Source organism: Roseateles sp. P4_D2, assembly GCF_056401875.1.
Genome location: NZ_JBFUIM010000013.1, coordinates 210780 through 231716 on the forward strand (window position 1 = coordinate 210780; position 20937 = coordinate 231716).

At 64.8% G+C, this 20937-nt stretch carries 11 protein-coding genes and 1 pseudogene; 5 read left to right on the forward strand and 7 right to left on the reverse strand.

Annotated elements, in window-relative coordinates; genetic code table 11:
* Positions 1-9: 9 nt before the first annotated feature.
* Positions 10-1062: a DMT family transporter gene (locus AC1DW0_RS22510; RefSeq protein WP_477948126.1), complete on the forward strand. Its 1053-nt coding sequence runs from the start codon at positions 10-12 to the stop codon at positions 1060-1062.
* Between the two features lie 2 nt (positions 1063-1064).
* Here AC1DW0_RS22510 and AC1DW0_RS22515 read toward each other — a convergent pair whose 3' ends face one another.
* From AC1DW0_RS22515 to AC1DW0_RS22530, 4 genes are all read right to left on the reverse strand, one after another.
* The gene (locus tag AC1DW0_RS22515) at positions 1065-2084 is read right to left on the reverse strand and encodes a Cj0069 family protein (protein WP_477948128.1); all 1020 of its coding nucleotides are present in this window, start codon (positions 2082-2084) and stop codon (positions 1065-1067) included.
* A gap of 57 nt (positions 2085-2141) precedes the next feature.
* Positions 2142-3077, reverse strand: coding sequence for a chromate resistance protein ChrB domain-containing protein (locus AC1DW0_RS22520; protein ID WP_477948130.1), 936 nt, complete (start codon positions 3075-3077; stop codon positions 2142-2144).
* Positions 3078-3524: 447 nt separating this feature from the next.
* Entirely contained in the window at positions 3525-4490 is a 966-nt protein-coding gene (locus AC1DW0_RS22525; RefSeq protein ID WP_457447194.1) for a hypothetical protein, read from the reverse strand.
* An 893-nt stretch (positions 4491-5383) separates the two neighbouring features.
* The gene (locus tag AC1DW0_RS22530; RefSeq protein WP_477948132.1) at positions 5384-7600 is read right to left on the reverse strand and encodes a hypothetical protein; all 2217 of its coding nucleotides are present in this window, start codon (positions 7598-7600) and stop codon (positions 5384-5386) included.
* An 830-nt stretch (positions 7601-8430) separates the two neighbouring features.
* Here AC1DW0_RS22530 and AC1DW0_RS22535 point away from each other — a divergent pair.
* Positions 8431-9918, forward strand: coding sequence for a flavin monoamine oxidase family protein (locus AC1DW0_RS22535; protein WP_477948134.1), 1488 nt, complete (start codon positions 8431-8433; stop codon positions 9916-9918).
* 788 nt (positions 9919-10706) lie between these two features.
* Positions 10707-12668, forward strand: a complete 1962-nt coding sequence (locus AC1DW0_RS22540) for a hypothetical protein (protein WP_477948136.1) — start codon at positions 10707-10709, stop codon at positions 12666-12668.
* Between the two features lie 7 nt (positions 12669-12675).
* Here the strand turns inward: AC1DW0_RS22540 and AC1DW0_RS22545 are convergent, their stop codons facing one another.
* Positions 12676-15660 carry a TIR domain-containing protein gene (locus AC1DW0_RS22545; RefSeq protein ID WP_477948138.1) on the reverse strand — a complete coding sequence of 995 codons (2985 nt, stop codon included), beginning with the start codon at positions 15658-15660 and terminating at the stop codon, positions 12676-12678.
* A 154-nt stretch (positions 15661-15814) separates the two neighbouring features.
* On the opposite strand from AC1DW0_RS22545, the gene AC1DW0_RS22550 reads away from it, so the two are divergent.
* Complete coding sequence (locus tag AC1DW0_RS22550; protein ID WP_457350802.1) at positions 15815-17707, forward strand: NAD(P)-binding protein; 1893 nt, start codon at positions 15815-15817, stop codon at positions 17705-17707.
* Between the two features lie 524 nt (positions 17708-18231).
* Here AC1DW0_RS22550 and AC1DW0_RS22555 read toward each other — a convergent pair.
* Positions 18232-19962 carry an SUMF1/EgtB/PvdO family nonheme iron enzyme gene (locus tag AC1DW0_RS22555; protein WP_457350804.1) on the reverse strand — a complete coding sequence of 577 codons (1731 nt, stop codon included), beginning with the start codon at positions 19960-19962 and terminating at the stop codon, positions 18232-18234.
* A 334-nt stretch (positions 19963-20296) separates the two neighbouring features.
* A pseudogene (locus AC1DW0_RS22560) lies at positions 20297-20530 on the reverse strand (IS3 family transposase); the annotation flags it as partial.
* Positions 20531-20757: 227 nt separating this feature from the next.
* Between AC1DW0_RS22560 and AC1DW0_RS22565 the strand changes: the two are divergent.
* On the forward strand, positions 20758-20937 hold a 180-nt coding region (locus tag AC1DW0_RS22565; protein WP_457354564.1), incomplete at its 3' end, for a transposase.

Below are 20937 nucleotides of genomic sequence, written 5' to 3' on the forward strand. Positions count from 1 at the left end.
ACGCCGGGCATGCCCCTTCACCTGAACTTCCCTGCGCTGCGCGGCGGCCTGCTGGCCCTGCTGGCAGCCGCGCTGTTCGGCGTCAGCACGCCCCTCGTGCAGAAGCTCGGCCAAGGACTGGGGCCGTTCACGACCGCGGCGTTGCTGTATGCCGGCGCTGGTCTCGTCGGCGCACTGCTGCGCCAGAAGGCCGAGAAGGAGGCGCGCGTGCTCCGCACGGACGTGCCGCGCCTGCTGGCCGTCGCCCTCTTCGGCGCGGTGATCGGCCCGGTGGCGCTGGCGTGGGGATTGCAGCGCACCAGCGGCACCGGCGCGTCACTGATGCTGACACTGGAGGCCCTCTTCACGGCCGTGCTGGGCTGGAGGCTCTATGGCGAGACCATGGACCGGCGCGTCTGGGCGGCGATGCTGTTGCTGCTCGCGGGCGGCGTGCTGCTCATCCTGGACCAGGGCCTGGCGTCAAGTGGCCAATGGGTCGGGCTGCTTGCCGTGCTCGCGGCGACGGCCGCTTGGGGCACGGACAACACCTTGTCGCGCGCGCTGGCTGAACGTGATCCCGGCCAGGTCGTGCTCGCCAAGGCTGCGCTGGGCGCCGCGGCAACGACGGTGCTGGCCTTCGTCGCGGGCGAGGCGATGCCCAGCCTAGGCGCAGCAGCAGGGTTGATGGGCATTGGCGCGACCGGTTATGGCCTGAGCCTGCGTTTCTACCTGCTGGCCCAGCGCGAGTTCGGTGCGGCACGCACGGGCTCGGTGTTCGCTTTCGCGCCCTTCATCGGCGCCGCGCTGGCCTTCGGGTTGGGAGACCGCTCAGCCGGCTGGGGCATGGCCGCCGGGGGCCTGCTGATGCTGCTGGGTGTGGCGCTGCACCTGGCCGAGTCGCACGACCATGAGCATGAGCACGAGGAGCTGCAGCACGAGCACGCGCATCGGCATGACGACGGGCACCACGACCATCACCACGATCCGATGCCCGCGGGCGCACACAGCCATCGGCACCGGCACGATCCCAAGCGCCACAGCCATGCGCATGTGCCGGACGCCCATCACGGGCATGACCACTGAAGTCAACGCCCCAGGCGCGCCTTGACTGCCGCCACGAGCGGCGCGACGGCCGACGGTGGAAACGGCGACACGCTGCTGACGTTGATCTCGCAGAGCACGTAGCTGCCCGGTTGCTCACCGAACAGGAAATCGCAATCCCACAACATGGGCAGCTGGTCCCGGCTCAGGCCGACGCGCTCGCGCAGCAGGTCTATCCATCCTGACTCCAGGTGCTGCCGCAGCGCCTGGAACTGCGGCAGGTCCGCCGGGTGATAAAGCCGCGGGCTGGTGGCAGGTGGCGGCCCACCGTCCTTCGCGGGATGGAGCGCATTGACCGCCTGGTGCCCGAAACCGGCAACGCGGTCCTCGACGAGGTAGGCCCTCACCATGCCATCGACGAGACGCGGCTGCCAGGCTTGGTCGATCATGTGGCCGCCGTTCTCCGGCTCGAAATAAGGCGCCAGCCGCTGCTGCAGCTCGTGCAGGCTGAGCAATTCCTCCTCGCTGCCCCGTTGCGCGTGGCGCACCTTCAAAAGCGCGGAGCCGGCGGCCTCGACACGCCAGACGCCATTGCCACTTTGCCCGCGGTGCTGCTTGAGCACACGCGCCCCACCGATCAACCGACGCGGCAACTCGTCGACCAGTTGCGCCAGGCTGTCGACGCGGACCGCATCGCTGCCGAAGGGCAGGTCGCGGACGTCGACAAGAACGTCCTTGGTGCCGAGCTTGAGCAGGGCCTCGGGATGCGTGCTGACGAAGACGCCGCCCGCGGCCAGCTCGCGCAGCATTGCATCGAGCCGGTCACGGCGGCGGCCCGCCTCGATGGGGTTGCACCAGACCAGCAGGCCATCCACTCGCTTCAGCTGGGTAGCGACTTCATCGGCGAAGTCGTCGTGATAGACGGCCGGCTCGGCCGCAATGCCGGCGGCGGCAAAGGCCTCGAACAGCGCGGCAAAGCGACTCTCGTCCGGGTCATTGCGGTCGCGGGCCGCACGGTCTCCTGGATAGAGCAACGCCAGCGTGGGTGGGTGGTCAGCAGCCATGCGCGGACGGGCCGTTCAGGCTGGCTGGGTCAAGAGGAAGGTCCTGAGGGATGGCGTTCATGGCTTGTCCTCGGCGTTCTGAAAGGCAGTCAGCAGGCCCTCGAAGACCCCGGCGCTGACCTGCATCAGCTGGTCGTCATCGGTGATGGCCTCGCGCATGCCGGCCAGCACACGCTCGACACCCGCGGCCTCCGGCGGCTGCACGCCGCCGATGTCCAGGCTGTGGACCAGCAGGCCCAGGCGCAGCAGCGCTGGCGTTTCCAGGCCGAAGCTGGCAAGCAGCGTCTCGAAGGTCACGCGGGCGCCGACGTGGGTGAAGGAGGCGCCGTCGAAGTCAAAGCCGAGCGCCCTCTTCGGGCAATCGGCCGGCGACTGGAGCCACAGGATGCGGGCGTCGGGGTCGATGAAGCGGCGGATCAGCCAGGCGCAGGCCATCCGGTCCACCCACGGCCGGGCGCGCGTGGCCCAGATCCGCCCCTGGTAGTCGGCCCGATCCAGTGGCGTGATGGTTCGCACGGCGGGTTGAGGCTCATCCGGCGACAGCAGCCGGCTGGCCTGGTCCTCGAATTCTTCCAGTGCTTCGCGGGCCTGGCGTTGGGCCTCACCGGGAAAGAAGTCGATGGCGACGAACTGGTCGAAGGCCTTGCGCAGCTTGCGAGCCAGCTTGACCGACTCCATCGCCTGCTCGGCGCTGAGCCGCTTGCGACCGTCGGCGATATCGCCCAGCAGGGCCGCGAACTCGGCGCTGCGGTTGAACAGCGCAGGGAAATTTGCGTCGCCAGACTCCGTGCCCAGCAGATGAGCCGTACCGTCGTTCTGGCGCAGGTCGTCGGCAATGCTGCCCAGCGCCGCCTCATGCGCCTCGGAGTGCGGCAGCAGGTAGACGCCGTCGCGCAGCACCGCCGCGCCGCAGCCCTTGAGCGCCCGCCAGACGCGCATGCGGGCGGCGGTGTTCTCGGTCGGCAGCGAGAGGATGAGGAGCAGCCACTTCATTTGGTTTAATATATAACATCATGTCTCAGCTGCAACATTTCCCGCTCTTGCTGAGTTCTGAATTCCCCGCACTCAGGTCCGTAGGGCTGGTCTGGCTGATGGTTCACGCAGAACTGGGAACGCGACGAGGTCGGCAACGGCGACATGGGGACGGTCCGTGAGCCAATAGCGTCTTTCCAGGAAAGCTCGTCGGTCAGCTTATCGAGTCCGTTGCCTTGCGCAGGATGTCGTCGGTACGCATGCTGTTGTAGTCCGCCGCCCGCGCATCGCGCACGGTTCCGTCGGGCACGATCTGCAGTTTCCCAGTGGTCGCCGGATCACCAATCCTTGGCGCAGCAGGACGTCACCTGATTGGCGGTGAATCGCGCCCAGCCCAAGCCGACAGTGGCTAAGAGCATCGCGCCAAGAGCCGGGGCCGAAAACCTCGGCCGTTCGGCCGATGACCACTCAATTGGGGAACGGCGCCGGGCTCGCCAGGTAGTCCTTGAACAGGCGCGCGAACTGCCCGTCATCGGTCGTGATGGTCGCCGACGTACTTCCGCCCGGACTGAAGACGATCGCAAACACACCGATCGCCGTGTATTGCGCCGCATGCGTGAGCATGTAGTGCACATGGTTGTCGCGGTAGTGGCCTGGTGTGCCGCCAGGGGCGGCCGAGGGTACGCCCATCGGCGTCTGCCAAAACAGAATGGGCAAATTGCCGAGGATGCTGCGCGTGGCGCTCCACTTGGCCAGCTCCTGGCTGTAGTTGGGTGTGGTGATGTTGTTCTCGTCCAGGTAGAACGGTCCATTGCCGCGTCCCGCACATTCAGCCACCGGCGATGCGACTTCAAAGCAACCAGCATCCCGATCGCTCGTCTGCGCCACGATGAAGTCAGCCTTGTCTGCACCGAGTTTCAGCATGAAGTTGCCGACGCTTGTGGCATCGCCTCCCCAAAAGGATGGCGGGAAGCCGAACTTTGCATTTGGCGCGTAGGTGCGACCGAGGGCCAACAGGCACCCGGCGACGCCTACTGTGGTGTCCGGCTGGCCGGCGCATTCGGCGACAAAGCTAACGCGCGCCGGCACCTTCGTCGGATCGCCGCCTGACTTGGCCTGCACGAAGCCCCAGAAGTCAGGCTCGAGGTTGACCAGGGCGGGCTGGCCAGTGGCGGCGATCTTCTGGTACATCAGTTTTACTTGTGACCAGTATTTCGTCATGAACGCCGCGTCATTGACCGGGATCATGTCGGCTTCACCATCGGCGGCCATTTGGAACAGCGTGAACAACGGCACGGCCCCGATCGCCCTGTCGGCGGCTGAGACGTAAGTCACATAGGCACCGTCCGGACTGTTCCAGTAGGGCCATGAGCCCGGGCCGGTCCCTACGAGGTAGGTGTCGATGATGTCTGGCTGAATGTGCTGACTCGTCATGTCCGAGATCGAATTGCCACCGAGCCCCACGAGAAGCCGACTCGGCATGCCAAGCGCCGGATTGATCGAAGGAGGCGGGGCAGGGGCAGGGGCCGGTCGGGGTGCCGGTGCCGGTGCCGGTGCCGGTGCCGGTGCCGGTGCAGGTGCAGGTGCGGGTGCGGGTGCGGGTGCGGGTGCGGGTGCGGGTGCGGGTGCGGGTGCGGGTGCGGGTGCGGGTGCGGGTGCGGGTGCGGGTGCGGGTGCGGGTGCGGGTGCGCCGGTGCCAGACGCATCCCCGGATGAGCCTCCGCCGCCGCAAGCGGCGAGCCAGGAGCTCAACAGGCCGATCGCGATGAGCCGCATGCGATTCGGGCTGCGAGGAGCCAGCGATGCCTTTGTCGGCGATCGGACAACGCAGGGCCCGGCGATTCTTTTGGTCATCGGTGACATTCCTCGGCTTTGTAGGCTGCTCGCTGTGGGCAAGCAGGTGTCCACGAAACGCGCAAATTGGTCTGACATGAATTCGATCACACCGAATGCGGTCCGACCAGATAACTATTTAACGGTGAACCGACAAGGGGTGTTGGGTCCCGTTTAGCGCCGTAGGCCCCGGTCTTGGATGGGAGGCAGTTGGCGCGCTCCAGCTCATGCAGGTCTGACGCGGCGTCTCATTCAGTTCGGTATTCGACCAAAAGCTCGTCGCTCCGTTCTGAATTTCTGCCGAGCCTGTCGGGCATGACGGAGGTTGCTCCGTTGGTTTGCGAGTCAAGAGGCCGCATGCAACGTCATCGCCCCTCGCCTCGCTGGCGCATGGCGACGGCCGCTAACTCGGTGACACGCCTGGCGCATGTGCGATGGCGTGGGCTGAATGGCAGACATCTGCTCCCTGAAGCGCCTGCCGCTCAGACCGCTTGTCAGCCCTGCGGGGGCGTCCGCCAGCGGTCCGTCTGCCACCAGCCCAGAAAGGGGGCAGGCTCAGGACTGGCTGTCCAGCGATGCGGCTTCTCGGCGACCATGCGAAGCCCGTCCAATGCGGGCTGGAAGCGCTTTGCAAAGGCTGCGGGCTGCTTGTCCAACAGCGCCTGCGCCTCAACCAGGAACGCGGGCACATCGCCAGGCCGCAGCGACAGAAAGAACACCATCTGCCGCCAGGCGTAGGCCGCGTTCTTGACGCGATGCAACTCCACGCGCCAGTCGCCGCTGCGCAACTGCAGGTGGCGCAGCACCCAGCTGAGACAGTCGCGGGCCAGGTCCATGGCGCGGCCTTCCAGCCGTTCGCGCATGCCCGGCAACTGGAGCAGGGCAGCCAGGTTGTGGGTGGTGACGATGAGCTGCTGCTCGATGACACGGCCATTGCTTGCCGCCCGTGACACTCTCACGCCGCCGGGCGATTTGCCGGCACGCTCGGTGCAGGTCTTCGCGAGCGCTTCCGCCTGAGCCTGGGCCGCGCCAGCGATGCTCAGCCGAGTTGCGATATCTTGGTAGTCCAGGCGGTAGTAGCGTTCGTACAGCGATCCTTGCAGTTGCGCCGCTGCCACCTGCGCTGCCCGAGCAAACTTGGGCGAGAAGGCGCCCATGAAGATATCCGCCGCCAGCTCCTCAGTGAATGGCAGGCCGACGCCGGCCTCGTCGGCCAGCGCGACAAACTCCTGCAGGAGCTTGTTCGGCAATTGGGTCTGTGGGAACCCATCCAACGCCACGCCAGCGAATTCCTCAAGCGCCAGGCCGGCCCCGCGCGCGGCCTCAGTACCCTGGTTGCGAAAGCGCCGCATCGCTGCCACCCAGGGCAACTCCTCCAACTGAACCTGCTTCTGCAAGTTCAGCAGCAGCAGCGAACGACGGCGTCGGAAGGCACGGTAGGTGGACGCATACAAGGCGCGCAAGTCTGCATCCGCAAAACCCGCAGCGCGCAATTGGCTGGTTCGCTGCGGCAGAAGCGTCGCCAGCACCTCACCCGACGTGACCACGCCGCGGCGGATTAAACCCTGTGGCGTGTCGTTCACGCAGCGCTGCAGGCGACGCTGAATGCCCTGTGGCACGCGCATGCCGTCTTCCAGCAATCCTGCCGAGCGAAGCACCGGTCCGATGTCGTCCAACCCTGTCGTCGCCGGGTGATCAACCAGTTTGGCGGCCACGTCGCCCGCGATCTCCTGATGAGTCTTCGCCTTGGCATGCTGCTGGCGCTCACGGACATACCGCGCGGAGTCGGAGCCTGGCGCACCGTGGCTGGCCACGTAGCGTGCCACGATCAAGCGCACGCGGCCGACATCGCCCGCGGCCAGTGACTGCGGCTCCGTCGCCGCTTGTTGCAGCGTGCGCACAAGGACATCGAAAGGTTCGCTGGGATCGGTGAATCGCTTGCTCGGCGGGCGACCCTTCCGCATGTCATAGATCAAGCCCAGCAAGCTGCGGACACGCAGCGACCAATCTTCGGCATAGCGCTTGAACGGCCAGCCGCCGCTCATGACGAACTGCCCATGCTCGCCGCGCAGCCATTGGCCGTGATCGTCGCGCGCCGCAACGGGAAGGCCGCCCTCCACCGTCTCCAGCGCCAGGGTCACGGCCGCGTCGTAATACGGCAACCAGATGTCCACCGTGTCGCGCTGAGCCAGCACACGTTTGTTGGGCCGCATCGCGCGCAAGCGCTTCACCACCTGCCCTGCCGTCTCAAGGTGGACCAGGGAGTCGCTGACAGGCTCCCTTGCATCCAGCTTCGGGTAGAACCTCAACTCATGAGCCCACGGCGCCAAAGCTTGAACGAGCTGGCCGGCCTCGTCGGCATGCCCGCGCGACATCAACCACGCGACTGTTGGCAGTGCGGCTTCTTCGGGCACCTGCAGACTCAGCGCGCGCGACTCCAGCGCCTGCAGCAGCCGCGTCAGACCTATGTCGGAAAGAAAGTAGCGGTTCAGCGCCAGCCGCGGAGCCTCGCCACCGCGCAGGCCCAGCTCGTCCAGCAGCGCTTCCTCAAAGGGCTGCAGAGGTCCGGCAGCTAACGCCCCGCCAGTCGCGAACCCGCCTTTGACGACTTCCAGCGTCACCCAGGTGGGATAGCTGGCGAGGGGCTGGCGCGAGCCGGCGAGCAAAGTGCCTGACAGCAACCCGCTAATCACGTCGCGCCAGCGCCGCACGCGCTCCTGCGCCGGCTCGCCGCGCGCTGCAGCGTCCAGCGCCCGTTGCAGTTGGTGGGCACTGTAGTCGAGCCCGACGGCAGGCGCCTCGGGCGGTTGGTTGCTCGATGGTGATCGCGATGTCATGTCTGGGTCCGGGGGCTGGATTCGAACCAGCGCCCTCTCGGTCTAGAGCCAAGCGTTCTTGCCGCTGAACTACCCCGGAATTGCTGGCGCGGGTTTTACCACCGGTGGAGGTGGCGCCAAGCGGGGGTTTCTCTCGCCCACGCGTCCGATGTCCCACCCAGCCGTTTCGGCTACCTCCAGCAGGCGCTCGGGCGCGACTGTTTGGTCTCGTTTATCGGCCTACTGTGGGCAGTGCTTTCCGGGAGATGGCATCGGGGGTCAGTCGCGCGCCAATCACCGCTTCAATTTCCGCGGCTCAGGTGGGCGAACAACACGTCGAGTGTTGGTTCTCTTTCGACCTTAGAAATCGCACCGCCGCTAAGTCAATGACTTAAGGCCGACAACTTCAGCACAGGCTGACCTGGCGTTTCAGCGAAGTCTGAACTTACGGGAAAACGTTTCACCGAAGTATGCACGTCGGCCGGCTGGGCCGCGCGGCTGATAGCTTTGAGGCGCCGCACGACATTTCTCCACAGCCAAGACGACGGAAGCCGGTGAGCGCGCTTCTATGAGCGTGGGCCGGCGAGCTCCTGGAGGGCATCGAGCAGCAGCGGCAGGACGAGTGGAGCGCAGGCGTGCCGAGCTGCGGCCGTGAAGGCTTGGCGCGCGAATCAGGATCACAATCATCGGCACTCGTGACAAGCCCGGATTGCTGAAGACGGACGATGGCGAATAGACAAGTAAGCGCCGCGCGGGCGTCGCCCCAGCAGGCGCCGGCGGCCCAGTGGCCGAACTACAAGCGGGTGCGCGAGTTGATCGCGCTGTATGGCGGTGCAGGCGTTCCCCGGGTGGCTGGGGCGCCGCCGCGCGTGGCGGTGGTGGGGGCGGGGATCGCTGGGCTTGTGGCGGCCCACCTGCTGACGCTGGGCGGCTGTAGGCCTAGGGTATTCGACGCTGCGGAGACCGTCGGAGGGCGCATCCGCACCGACCATGGTCAGCTGGCGCCGGGCGTGGTGACGGAGCTGGGTGGCGAACTGGTGGACACTACCCATGCGGACATGATCGCGCTGGCGCGCAGCTTCGGCTGCACGCCCATCGACACCGAGGCTCACAGCGAAGCCGGGTTGGCGGCGTTGATCCACGTCGGCGGCCGGTCACACTCGCGCGACGAGGCGGCTCGCGCCTTCCAGCCTTTCGTGCAGCGCATCGCGCGCGATGCCGCGAGCCTCAGCCGGCGCGTGGGCCGCAGGCGCCACACCGAGTTGGACGTCGGCTTCGACCGGCTCTCAATCGACGACTACCTGGACCGCATCGGGCTGGACGGCTGGCTGCGCCAGCGCATCTGTAGTGGCTACACCACCCTCAACGGGCTGGACAGCTGGGACCAGTCCAGCATCAACCTGCTGCAGCGGATCGGCGTGACGGCCCGCGACGGGTTCTCTTTGTTCGGCAGCAGCGACGAGCGCTGGAAGGCGGCAGAGGGACTGGACTGCATCGTCCAGGGGCTGGTCGGCAGCTTGAAGGCCCCGGCCTTGACGGGGCATCGTCTGGTGCGCGTGGCACGGCGGGGATCATCACTGCGGCTGGAATTCGAGACTGCGGGCCGCGTCGTGGCCCATGAGGCGGATGCCGTCGTGCTGGCCCTGCCGTTCACGATGCTGCGCCAGGTGGAGGCGCCTGGCGTGTTCTCCGAGGCCAAGGCGCGGGCCATCCGTGAACTGGCCTACGGCACCAACAGCAAGGTTATGGTGGGCACGCGAAGGCGACTGTGGCGCGAGAAGGGCAGCAGCGGCGACGTCATCACCGACGGCGTGCTGCAGTGCGGCTGGGACGGCAGCCGCCTGCGTCCTGGCGAGCAAGGCGTGTTCACCTATTTTCTAGGCGGGCGCAACGGGCTGGATATCGGGCAGGGAAGCACCGAAGCACAAGTGCGTCGCCTGAACGCCGAGGCTGAGGCTCTGTGGCCCGGTTTCGAGGCCGCCTGGACCGGCCGCGCCGTCCGCGTGCATTGGCCCTCCGAGCCCTGGGCCCTGGGTTCGTATTCGACCTACCGGCCTGGCCAGCGCACAAGCTTCGCCGGCGACGAGGCCACGCCCGAGCGCGGCATCTATTTCGCGGGCGAGCACTGTTCGGCGATTTGGCAGGGCTACATGCAGGGCGCGGCGTCCACTGGCCGGCAGGCTGCGTTGGCCATCTTGCGCAGGATGGCTTGAGGCGCCGCCCTGCGGGGCAAGGCGCGCTTGTATCGTCACAAGGGCGGCTGCCACCTACACCGGCCAGAAGAGGCGCTCACGATCCACGCGTCAGTCGGCCGCGGTCGAATGCTTCATGACGAAGGTGTGTGAACCTCCTGCATCGTCTCTTGTGGCCGGCTCGCCGAGCGTGCGGCCTAACCGGTGCGCCGAGACTCGCCCTCAAGATTGAAGCGCCGACCGTGTTGCACCGGCCGGTCGAGGATGGCGTCGGCAACGGTTGGGTCACCCGGCCCGGGGCCAGCCGTGCCAATACGGTCAGTCATCGACCTGAGCGAATCGCATTGATTGCGGCCATCCCAGCTCCGGCCGCCTGACGGTCAGGGCACTTCGCAGAACCCCGTTTTCTCTGTCGGATGCGACGTGGCTGAGCAGATGGATGGCGAGGAACCAGGTGCGCAGCGCAAGTTGGTGTGCTTGAACAGGCTACCTACGGTGAGCGAGGTCGGATCGCCTGCTGCATTCGGCGCGGCTGAAACTGGCACGAGCCGTCTGCCTACCCGCGCGATGCGCTGGAGCGGCTGCCGATGCAGCCCACCGGCCGGGTCGCCGAGCGGCTACCGCATTGTTGGCAACATGCTGCCGCACTTGCCTGACTAAGCCTGCCGGCGTCAAGACGGCATCGCCGAACGGATGCTGCGCAAGCAGCGATACGCTTGTTCCAACGCCTTTGTTCGCTCGACGATGCGCCGTGAGTTGCGCAGCCCATGTTTACACTCAGCCGCGGCTCAACCTGGTGAACGCATCCGATGATGACGATCCCCGATTCCACCCGAGGCTTCCCGATCATCATTGGCATAAGCGGCCACCGATTGATCGACCCCGAAGGCGCCAGCTCCGTGCGATCCAGCCTGATGGATGCGTTAAAGCGGCTGCAGGACCGCCTGGACGGCAATCTCTACGTTGCCACTGGCCTAGCCGAAGGCGCGGACCAGTTGGCGGCGGAAGTGGCCGCCGAGCTGAAGATCGCGCACATCGCCGTACTGCCTATGCGGCTCGCGGATTTTGAGGCCACGCTGTCGACGGACGATGCCAAGACCAGCCTGCGCCGACATTGGCAAGCCTCGGCGCTGCGGATGGAATTGGCGCCGATACCCGCCGAACCTTGCGACACGGCCGCTGACCCCGACAAGCTGCAATATGAACAACTGGGCGCAGTGCTGTCGCGCTTCAGCCATCTCTTGATCGCGTTGTGGGATGGCGTCCCCTGGCCGAGGGGCGACGACGCGACGCAGCAGTCCAAGCGTGGCGGGACTGCGCACGTGATCGAAATGCACAGCCAGGGAGAACGCATGGCTGCGGGCTTTGGCCGCAGCTTGTTGTTCAGCGGTGCCAGCTCGCTGCTGGACATGGTCAGCGGTGGCCCCGTGCTGCACATCATGACGCCGCGCCCCGGGGAAGACCACCCGCCTCGGCCAGCGGGCAGTTGGTCGCTGCTGGGTGCTCCGGCACTGCGAGATCGTGACAGCATCATCAACGAAGTGTTGGGAGACGCCCGCGACGAAAAATCGCCCAGCGCAACGTCGCAGTACTTCAAGGAGATCCTGCACCTGAATGAGCGCGAACGCAGCTTCAACGAGCATTACGTCGCGATTCTTCAAAAGCAGGTGAGCTATCTGGGCATTGACCGTGCGGCAGAGACGGATCCTGATCTGGACTTCCTGCGGCGACGTCAGGCGGCTGCAGACACGGCCGCGCAGTTCTACCAGCACAAGTTGCTGGGCGATGCACCGACCACGATGACCGCGTTTCAGCGCATCCGTCATTGGGTGGACAGCCTGATTCGTCAGCGCCGCCTGGCCAGGGTAGGTGTTGTCTTCGGGTACGCGACCTGGCTCATGGTCAGCGTGGTGTGCTTCGAGCTCTTTGCTCATGTATTGCATGAGCATGTATGGCTGCTCGCCATTCAACTCGGCATCCTGGGAGGGGCCTTTTGGTTCCACCGTGGGTTGGTCAAGGAAAGGAAGTGGCAGAACCGCTTTCAGGACTACCGCGCGGTGGCCGAAGCGATGCGGGTGCAGGTGTTCTGGGCACTGGGCGGCATTCCCAGCGCGGTGTCTGACCAGTACTTGCGCAAGCAGCGTGACGAAATGAGCTGGATCTCATTCGCGTTGCGCGGCCCGGCTTTGTGGGCCATCGCGGTGGGCCTCAAGCATGCGGGCAAGCCGGAGCGCGATCTGATCGACAGAGCCTGGCTAAGCGACCAGCGCAACTATTTCGCGGGGCCCGACGGCACGGCGGGCAAGGCGATGCAAAACCACCATGCGCACAAGCGGAACCAGCGCCTGCGCAATGTGCTCGTCGGCATCGCCTTTTTCCTGACCTTCGTGCTGATCACGCCGCTGCTGCTGCAGCTATGGCAGTTCGTGAGTGGCGCACCGCTGCATTGCCTGGAGGGCTGGAACGAATGGCTAGCGTGCGAGCATGTGCACGGCAGCTTTGTCACGGCCATCGTGCTGCTGCTGGCCCTGGGCGCAACCGTGCACCTGGTCAGCGAGAAGTTCGCCTTCGAGGCGCATGCGCTGGCCTACTCCGCGATGGGCAAGCTCTTCGCGCAGGCCATCGATGTGGCCCAGGGCAGCGAGTGCAGCACGGACGACGCGGCCTACCAGACCCTGCTGAGGGAACTGGGCCGCGAAGCGCTCGCCGAGAATTCCGACTGGCTCGAGGACCACCGGCGCCGGGAAGTGGCGCCGGAGCAGCCGGGCTGAGTTCCGCCTAGGGCTGGTGCTGCTCGACGATCCTGTTCGCTTTGTTGACTGTCAGCCCGGTACTCGCCTGCGATTGGCTGTACAGCAGCGAGGGCGGCGCGGTGTCCAGGCTCAGCATGCTGTCGAGGTTCACCACGCGGATGATGCCGTCCAGGCCACCATAGGCCAGCCGGGTGCCCTGGTTGTCGAAGGTCACCCACCAGATCGTGCCCTGGTGTCCGCGCAGGCTGCGCACGCGCTTGTGCAAGTCGCCCACCTCATAGATCTCGACGCTGGGGCCGACGCCGCCGGCCGCCACCCAGTGGTGCTTGGCGTCGTAGCCGATGCTGTTAATTGTGGGGTTCACCTTGGCGTCCTCGTCGGACGTGCTTTGCTTGTCACCCTGAGGCTCGCCCTTCCAGCCGGGATCCTTGGGTATCCAGCGGTACACGCGGCCGTCGGAATTGCCCGACAAAATCGCGTGCGGCGCATCGGCCAGCGCCAGGCTCCAGACGTTGACCTCGCCCTTTGTCACGTTGACGGTCTGCGCCTTAGTCGTCAGGTGCTCGGCATCCAGCACGACGACGCGGGCCTTGGAATCGCCAGAGACGAGGCGGTTCCCTGCAGCGTCACACGCCAGTGCGTAGACGCTGTCCTGCAATTGCCCCGGCTTTGTCTCATCCTTCAATGACCAGTCGGCCACGTTCCAGCGCTTGATCTGCACGTCAGGGCTCATATTGCTGGAGGCCAGCCACTGGCTGCCTGGGCTGAAACACAGGCCCCAGATCGCGCCCCCGTGCGTCATCGTCTTGCCGGAGTCGGCCACCAGCGACCACTGCGGCGCTTTGCGATCCCAGACATGGATGAGGTTGTTCTGGTCGTTGCCGCCAGCAGCGGCGACCCAGCGGCCATCCGGGCTGAAGGCAATGCCATTGGTCGCCTCTTCCTTCGACTGCGGATCGAGCAACTGGACCTGGCGATTGGCACGATCCCAGACGCGTACGCGGCCTTCATCGCCACTGCCACTGCCCGCCATCAGATCGCCAGTGGCATCAAACGCGATGGCATTCACGGTCGCGCCTCCGTTCCACAGCCGCGTCACTAGAGAACTGCCGTTTACCAGCCAGTGGCTCCAGCCGCCCTCGCTGCCGATGTACACGCCCTCTTCAAAGCGGGCAGAGGTCACCGAACGCACGATGCCATGGTCCGGCTTGAAGGCGTTAAGCAGTCGGCCGGCGCCAGCATCCCAGAGCCCTGCCGAGCCATCGCTTGCGCCGGAACTGAGCAGCTTGCCGTCGTCGCTGAACGACAGTGCGAAGACGGTGCCTTCATGTCCTGCCAGCGTGGCCACTGTCTGCGGCTGAGGGCGCTTCTTCTTGTCGGGCCGGGTGATCGCGAAGTCCCAGATCCGGATGGTGCGGTCGTAGCCGCCCGAGGCCAACCGCTTGCCGTCGGGGCTGAAGGCGACGACGAACACCGAGTCGTAGTGACCACCCATGTCGAAGACCGGCTTGATGGCGTGCTCGCGATACGGGTGATCCACCGCATCCCCTTTCGTCATGGCAGCCGTATCCCAGACCTTCACTCGGTAGTCACCGCCGCCCGAGGCCAGGCGCGAAGCGTCGGCGCTGAAGGCAATGCCGTGCACGTCCGGATCGTGGGTGTCCGCCTGTTCCCAGATCAATCGGGGTCGTTCCTGTGCCAGATCCCAAAGGCACAGCTTGCCGTCCTCGCCCCCAGTGGCGATCCAGGGCCGGTTCACCGCCCGGCTGAACGCGATGGACGGGATGCGCTTACTGTGGCGCCCGGGCGCGCGGGGGCCGCCGGTGAGTTCGCGGAACTGCATCGGTGCCGCCTGACCCGGGACCAGCTTCCAGATGCCGACACGAAAGACCGTGCCATCCTGTTCGGGCCAGGCGATGGCAAGCTGCCGCGCCGACCCGGCGTCGGCCTCGCTAAAGGCCATCGCGTCGGGCGTGCCCGCGGCGGGCGGCAGCGTGATGCGCCATGCCGCCTTGGAATCGGCATTGGATGAGTCCACCTTCACCACCACCGCGCCGGCCTGCCGGTCATGTAGCGCGGAGGCGACCAGTTGCCCGTCGCGGCTGAAGATGTTCTGGTCTGAGGCCAGCGCGCCCTGCGAGCCGGCCTGGAAATGCACGCCACCCAGCCGCGCGGTCAGCAGCAGTTCGCGCGTGGCCGTCAGGTCCCGATAGGTCAGCGCCTTGGCTGCGGCGATCTCAGCGCGGGCATAGTCGCGCTGCGCTAACTGCGACCTCGCTTCGGCGACGAACTGCGCCGAGTTGGCATCCTTGTTCTGGCCGATCAGGAAGTAGACGATGATGCCGAGCACTCCCGCCGTGACCATGCCACCGATGGCAGCCTGCGTCAGTCGGCGCAGACGCTGCCGTTCAAGTTCGCGCTGCTTGAGGGTGTCGTAAGGGATTCTCAGCAAGCCCGCGATCACTTTCAGCATCGCGTTCTGCCAGCCATCGCCCTCGCGCTGCGCGTCGGCCGCAAGAGGCTCTGCAGGCGTGCTGCTCAGTTCGCCATCGGGCCCAAGCATGAAGCGCAGGGCTGGGGGAAAGCATTCCAGCGCCGGGTTGCTGCCCGGTGTGGTGCTGGCATATGGCTCGCCCTCGATGATGAACGGGAAGATGCGGCCCTCCCGCCCCAGCCGTTTGAAGCTCAGGATTTCCTCGTTGACCCATTTGCTCTTCGCGCTGTGCGGCGAGCAGACGACGATCAAAGCGGGAGATTGCCCCAGCGCCTCAGTGATCTTTTGCGTCAAATTGGCGTCGGCCGGCAATTCGTCGCGATCACGAAAGATGGGGAACAGGACCTTGCCATCCTCCTTGCTTGCGCCCGGCTTGAGCAGGCGTTTGGGTAGCAGATAGCTCTCCAGCGCGCTATGCAGCTTGACGCCTTTGCGTTTGTCGCGATGGCTGTAACTGAGAAAAGCCTTGTACGCGCCACCCGCTGCCGGTTCGCTGGATGTTGTCGTCTGATTCACGCCGTCGCCTCCTTGCGCTTCTCGCGGCCGCCGCAGAATAGCTGGGGTGGGCGCGCGGAGGCGCAACGTACATCCTGCCGGGAGAGGATGCACCGGCGTGCGTCGTCAGGCTAGATGGCCTATTTCCGCAGCCCTTTGAAATTCACAAACGCCGATGAACCCCATCTCCCGCCGCGACTTCCTCAATGGCACCCTGATGGCACTGGCCTCCCCGCCAGCCGCCGCGCAGGCCGGACCTCAGGGCCAGACGCTAGAACTGGCTGCCGTAGCGCACCGGATGCGCGACTCGCCCGGGCTCTACCGCGATGCAGTCGTTGAGCTCGACGAGGCGACAGAAGACTTGGTCGTCGTCGGCGGCGGCATCAGCGGCCTGAGCGGCGCCTATCTGTATGCGCGACATGTCGGACGGCCTGTGCGTATCCTGGTGCTCGACGCCCTGGACCAGGTAGGCGGCCATGCACGGCGCAACGAGTTCGTCTCGCGCTCCGGCAAGACCCTGGTCGGCTACGGCGGCTCGCAGTCGCTGGACACACCGAGCCTGTTTTCACCTGCGGTGCATGGGTTGCTGAAGGACGTCGGGATCGAGCTATCGCGCTTCGAGAGCGAGTTCTTCGACGAAGGCTGGGCGACGCGCCAGGGCTTGAACCGCGAGGGCGTGTTTTTCGGCCGGGAAGTCTGGGGCGAAGAGCATCTCGTGCTGCGCGATAAGGATGAAGCTCCCGAGAGCTGGCTGGCACGCACGCCGATGCCGGATCGCGCAAAGGCTGACCTGGCCCGCGTGATGGCGTCCGATGCCTTCAACCCGATGGCACACCTGCGCCGGGCGCAGCGCCGCGACCGGCTTGCGCGCATCACCTACAAGGCGTTCCTGTCCCGGCTGTGGAAGGTCGACCCAGCGGTGCTGGCCTATTTCCAATCGGCGACGACGGCCTACTTCGGCGTCGGCATCGACGCCACCTCGGCATTGGACGCCTGGGCCGCTGGCCTCCCGGGCTTCGACGGGCTGGACCTGGGCGACGCCGTCGACCCGCGCAACAGTCCCAGCGGGCGGCAGCTCAAGATCGGCCAGGACAAATACATCTACCACTTCCCCGACGGAAACACCGGTGTGGTCCGGGCCCTGCTGCGCGCGATGCGGCCGGCGCTGCTGCCCGGACATGGAATGGAGACGCTCAGCAGCGCGCGGCTCGACGAGGCGGCTCTGGATGAGCCGAATGCCGCCATCCGTTTCCGGCTGCGCGCCACAGCAGTCGGACTGCGCCATCTGGGAACCCCGTCAGCGGCCGAGTGGGTGGAGATCCGCTACGTCGATAGCCTTGGCAGGCTGAGGGCCGTGCGCACACGAAACGTCATCCTGGCCTGCTGGCACCGTGTCATCGCACGGATGACCGACGAGATCCCGCAGGTACAGGTGCAGGCGATGAACGACCAGGTGAAGGTCCCACTGCTGTATGCGACGGTACTGCTCTCGAACTGGAGGGCCTGGGCCAACGCCGGCGTGCGCTCGTTCAGCGTGCCGGGCGGGTTCTGGGAAGAGGCGACGCTCGATTTCCCGGTCAGCATGGGGTCACTGAAATTCCCGCAATCGCCCGATGAGCCGATCCTGATGCATCTTTCGAAGGTGGTTGTGATCGGTGATGGCAGCCCTGCGCGGAGCCAGGCCGCGGCAGGCCGGGCGCAGTTGATGGGCTGGTCCTTCGAGGACCTGGAAGCGCGCATCCGGGAGTTGCTGCAGCGCGCATTGGGAGCGCATGGTTTCGATGCAACGCGGGACATCGAGGCGATCACCATCAATCGCTGGTCACACGGCTACAGCTACGAGTACATGCGGCCGTGGGATGCATATTGGCCCGCGGGACCGCTGCCGGCGTCAACGGCTCGGAAAGGATGGGGCCGCGTAGTGATTGCCAACAGTGATGCCGGTGCCTATGCCTATGCCCATTCAGCTATCGACCAAGCCACGCGAGCGGTTCACGAACTACTGCCCGACGCCCAATTGCCCGCCTGGTCGACCTTTCCCGGCCCAAACCGCCCGGCGCCACCTTAACCCCGAACGACCACCCGCTCGCCCTACGTTTTGGCAGAGTTCAGCCTTCAGTGTCGGTTTGCGTTCAACCCAAAACTGAAAACCGGCGCTGATCAACCACTTGACTCTGGACGGGTCAGCAGGCTTTGACCCGTGTCTCACTCAAGTCTGAACTATCGGTTTTTTGTTTCACTCAACTCTGAACTTCCGGCACCGTCAACGCGGCCACCAGAGGAAGCGGCGCTGGCCGATGCGGAAGCCGGATCAACCCGCCGACCGTTGACGTAGACCACGCCATCCCGCGCTTCGATGAGTATGTCGCTGTCGGTTTGTGCTCAACCCAAAACTGAAAATTGGCCCTGATCAATCACTTGCCGCTGGACGAGTCAGCACGCTTTGAACCCGTGTCTCACTCAAGGCTGAACTTTCGGCTTTCCGTTGCACTCAACTTTGAACTTTCGGCCCCAGGGAAGCGCCCGCAGGCAGGCGCAGGCGCAGGCGCCGCATCAACCCGCTCACTGTTGACGTAGGCAGCAGGTTTGGCGTCATTGAGTTGAGAGAGTTCGTACGACGCGGAAACCGAGGTCGTTTCGTGCAGTGTCCCGATCCACATAGCTACGAGAGGCAGAGCGAAGCATATTGACGACGCCGTCCCAACTCCCGCCTCGCACCATTCGTGATTTCCCGTTTTCTTGACAAACGCCACTGCTTGCAGATGCGCTATTGGTGGCAATGTAGATAGTCGATGGCATACCCTCTCGACTGGCTTTAGGCTGAAATTTTGTAAGTTTCAAGCAATCCCGAGTCCATTCACGTGCATTTCCTGCCATATCGAAAAGTCCAAAAGCGTTGGGGAGTAAGTGGCGAACTTCTGTCGTCCCTCGGTGTCGGGGACAGAATTTCATGCTCTGAATTGAGCTCCGAGCGTTGGCGTACTTACACCATTCTTGAGGCTCATGGTCATCACCCCAGTAAAAGCGCCAATGCTGATCGCTGGCACTTGTGACCGCACGAGCTGCATATTCCCATTCGAACTCATGGGGCAATCTAAAGCGATCAATTGCATCTTGGCGAATGCCAGCTTCATCGTTCAGCCAGCCGATGTATTGTTGAACTAAGTCATAGCTGACACAAACAACTGGATGATCTGCACTCTGCTCGAACCCTACATTGCTCCAATTTCCGAGTGATTCACTCCAGGCACCGCAGGCTGCCGACAGAACCTTGTGTTGCGGGCGGGCATCCATGAACCTCTTGAACTGACCCACGGTGACCTCAGTAGCACCGACGGCCATGATGTGGCGAATGTCGACCCTTGTCGGCGAGGTCTCCGACCCACCGCTCCGGCCTCGCTCAGTCTGGGGGCTCCCCATCATGTAGCTGCCCTTGGGCAGCACAACAAGTCTTGGAGCGTCAGCAAATGCGGGTGGCATTTCGGTAAGCTTCGTAGGCGAAACGGGCAGTTGGCGCTTTGTCTCGGAAGTGGCTGAGGGTGCAACGTCGGTCGAAGCCTCTGTGCGATTCGAAGGTTCGCTAGGTGATGGTTCCGCGCGTGCCTGTCTTCGCGGCTCAGGAAATGCCGCCGGCGGAGACGATGGCACGGGCACGGCCGAAGCAGCCGACGCTAAGCCCGGCGTCTTATCTTCGCCAGGAAGTTTCTGCCGCACCGGAGAGCCTGACTTCATCACGCCAACGACCGCAGCCAGTCCGATGACGCCCACCAACGTGGCAATCCCAAGCCGACCCATGCTCAAACGGCGCATCTGGTTGAGCGCTGTGACCAGCCCTATTTCGGACGGCGCATCTCCTACCTTGCGAGGCCCCGTCGAAGTTCGCTGGCTTATGTCTGCAGTTGGTGAAGGAGCAGCGGCTGGCGCGCGCAACCGCTGCATCAGGTGCTCGAAGGAATCTTGGTACCGGGCGAAGTCCCTGAAGTCTCCGTAGAGCTTCCCGGCGAGGAAGGTCGGCAACGAGCAGTCGTCAATAACCAGCGGGAGCACCTTGACTCGGCGTCCGGCAATCTCGTGATTGATGGCGATGTCGAGTTCGCGAGTGACCCAAGGCGACTTCACCGAGTGAACCGACAGTACGGCTCCGACAAAGCTCATCGTTTCAAGCGCTTCCCCGATCTTGGCTACCAGGGAATCGCCAATCATCATCTCCGCTTCATCCACCCAGACACGGACACCGTGGGCTTGAAGATCTGCAGCCAGTCGCCGAACGAACGGCTTGTCCTTGTGACTATGGCTTAGGAAGATGCTGGCGGGCACCGACACTTGGCTGCTCCTTTGATGCCGCAAACCACCAGCGGGCGCAGCGCATGACATGATGTTATCTAGTGTTGTTGTCGCCGACCGAAAACTGAGCCACTGGGGGTACGGCCAAAAACTTGGACTGGTTATGCAGCGATCCCCAAGCTCCTGCGGTGCTCGGCGGGGCTGCGGAACCCGAGTGAACACCACAGGGGTCGTCACTCGTTGTGGAGATGTCGCCCAGTCTGAAGGGACTCGGCTCGCGGGTCCCGGAGACGGTAGATCAAGAGGGTGAGCACGTCACTTTCGCGAAGAAATAGAGCATGCGGCATGCGCGGATCTGGCTCTAGCGTGCAATCTCGTTGAGCATCTCGTGCACTGGCTCGCGTGGCAGGCCTTTGCCAGGCCAAGCGCGCCACGCCATGACCTCCCAGTCGCAGCTGTCCTTGGCGAAGGTCGCGGTCACGGTCTCGCCGGACTCGCACTTGATCTCAAAGCCGTCTGAGCACCACCTCGTGTCGCTCGCGCTCACCTCCACCTTCCCTTCGTGCTTGCGGCTGGACTGCGGCCGGCGCAGGGCCCTCGGTACCAACCAGGTGTCGGTTTGCGCAGAACCTAGAACTGAGAAACGGCCCGGATCAACAGCTTGGCTTTGAATGCGTCAAAGAAGCTTGAACCGCTGTCTCACTCAAGTCTGAACAATCGGTTTTTCGTAGCGTTCAACATTGAACTTTCGGGGCCGGCGCCGGACTGACCTGCTCCCTCCCCGCCGTACCAATCTAAACGAGAGTGAGTCCGTCCTTTTGGAGAATGACGGATATGAGAACCAGCAAGTACAGCGAGCAGCAGATCATTGGCTTCTTGAACCAGGCCACAGCCGGGATGGGCATCAAGGAGCTGTGCCGCAAGGAAGGCTTCAGCGAGGCCACCTTCTACAAGTGGCGGGCCAAGTACGGCGGCCTGCAGGTCAGCGAGGCCGTGCGGCTGCGTGAGCTCGAG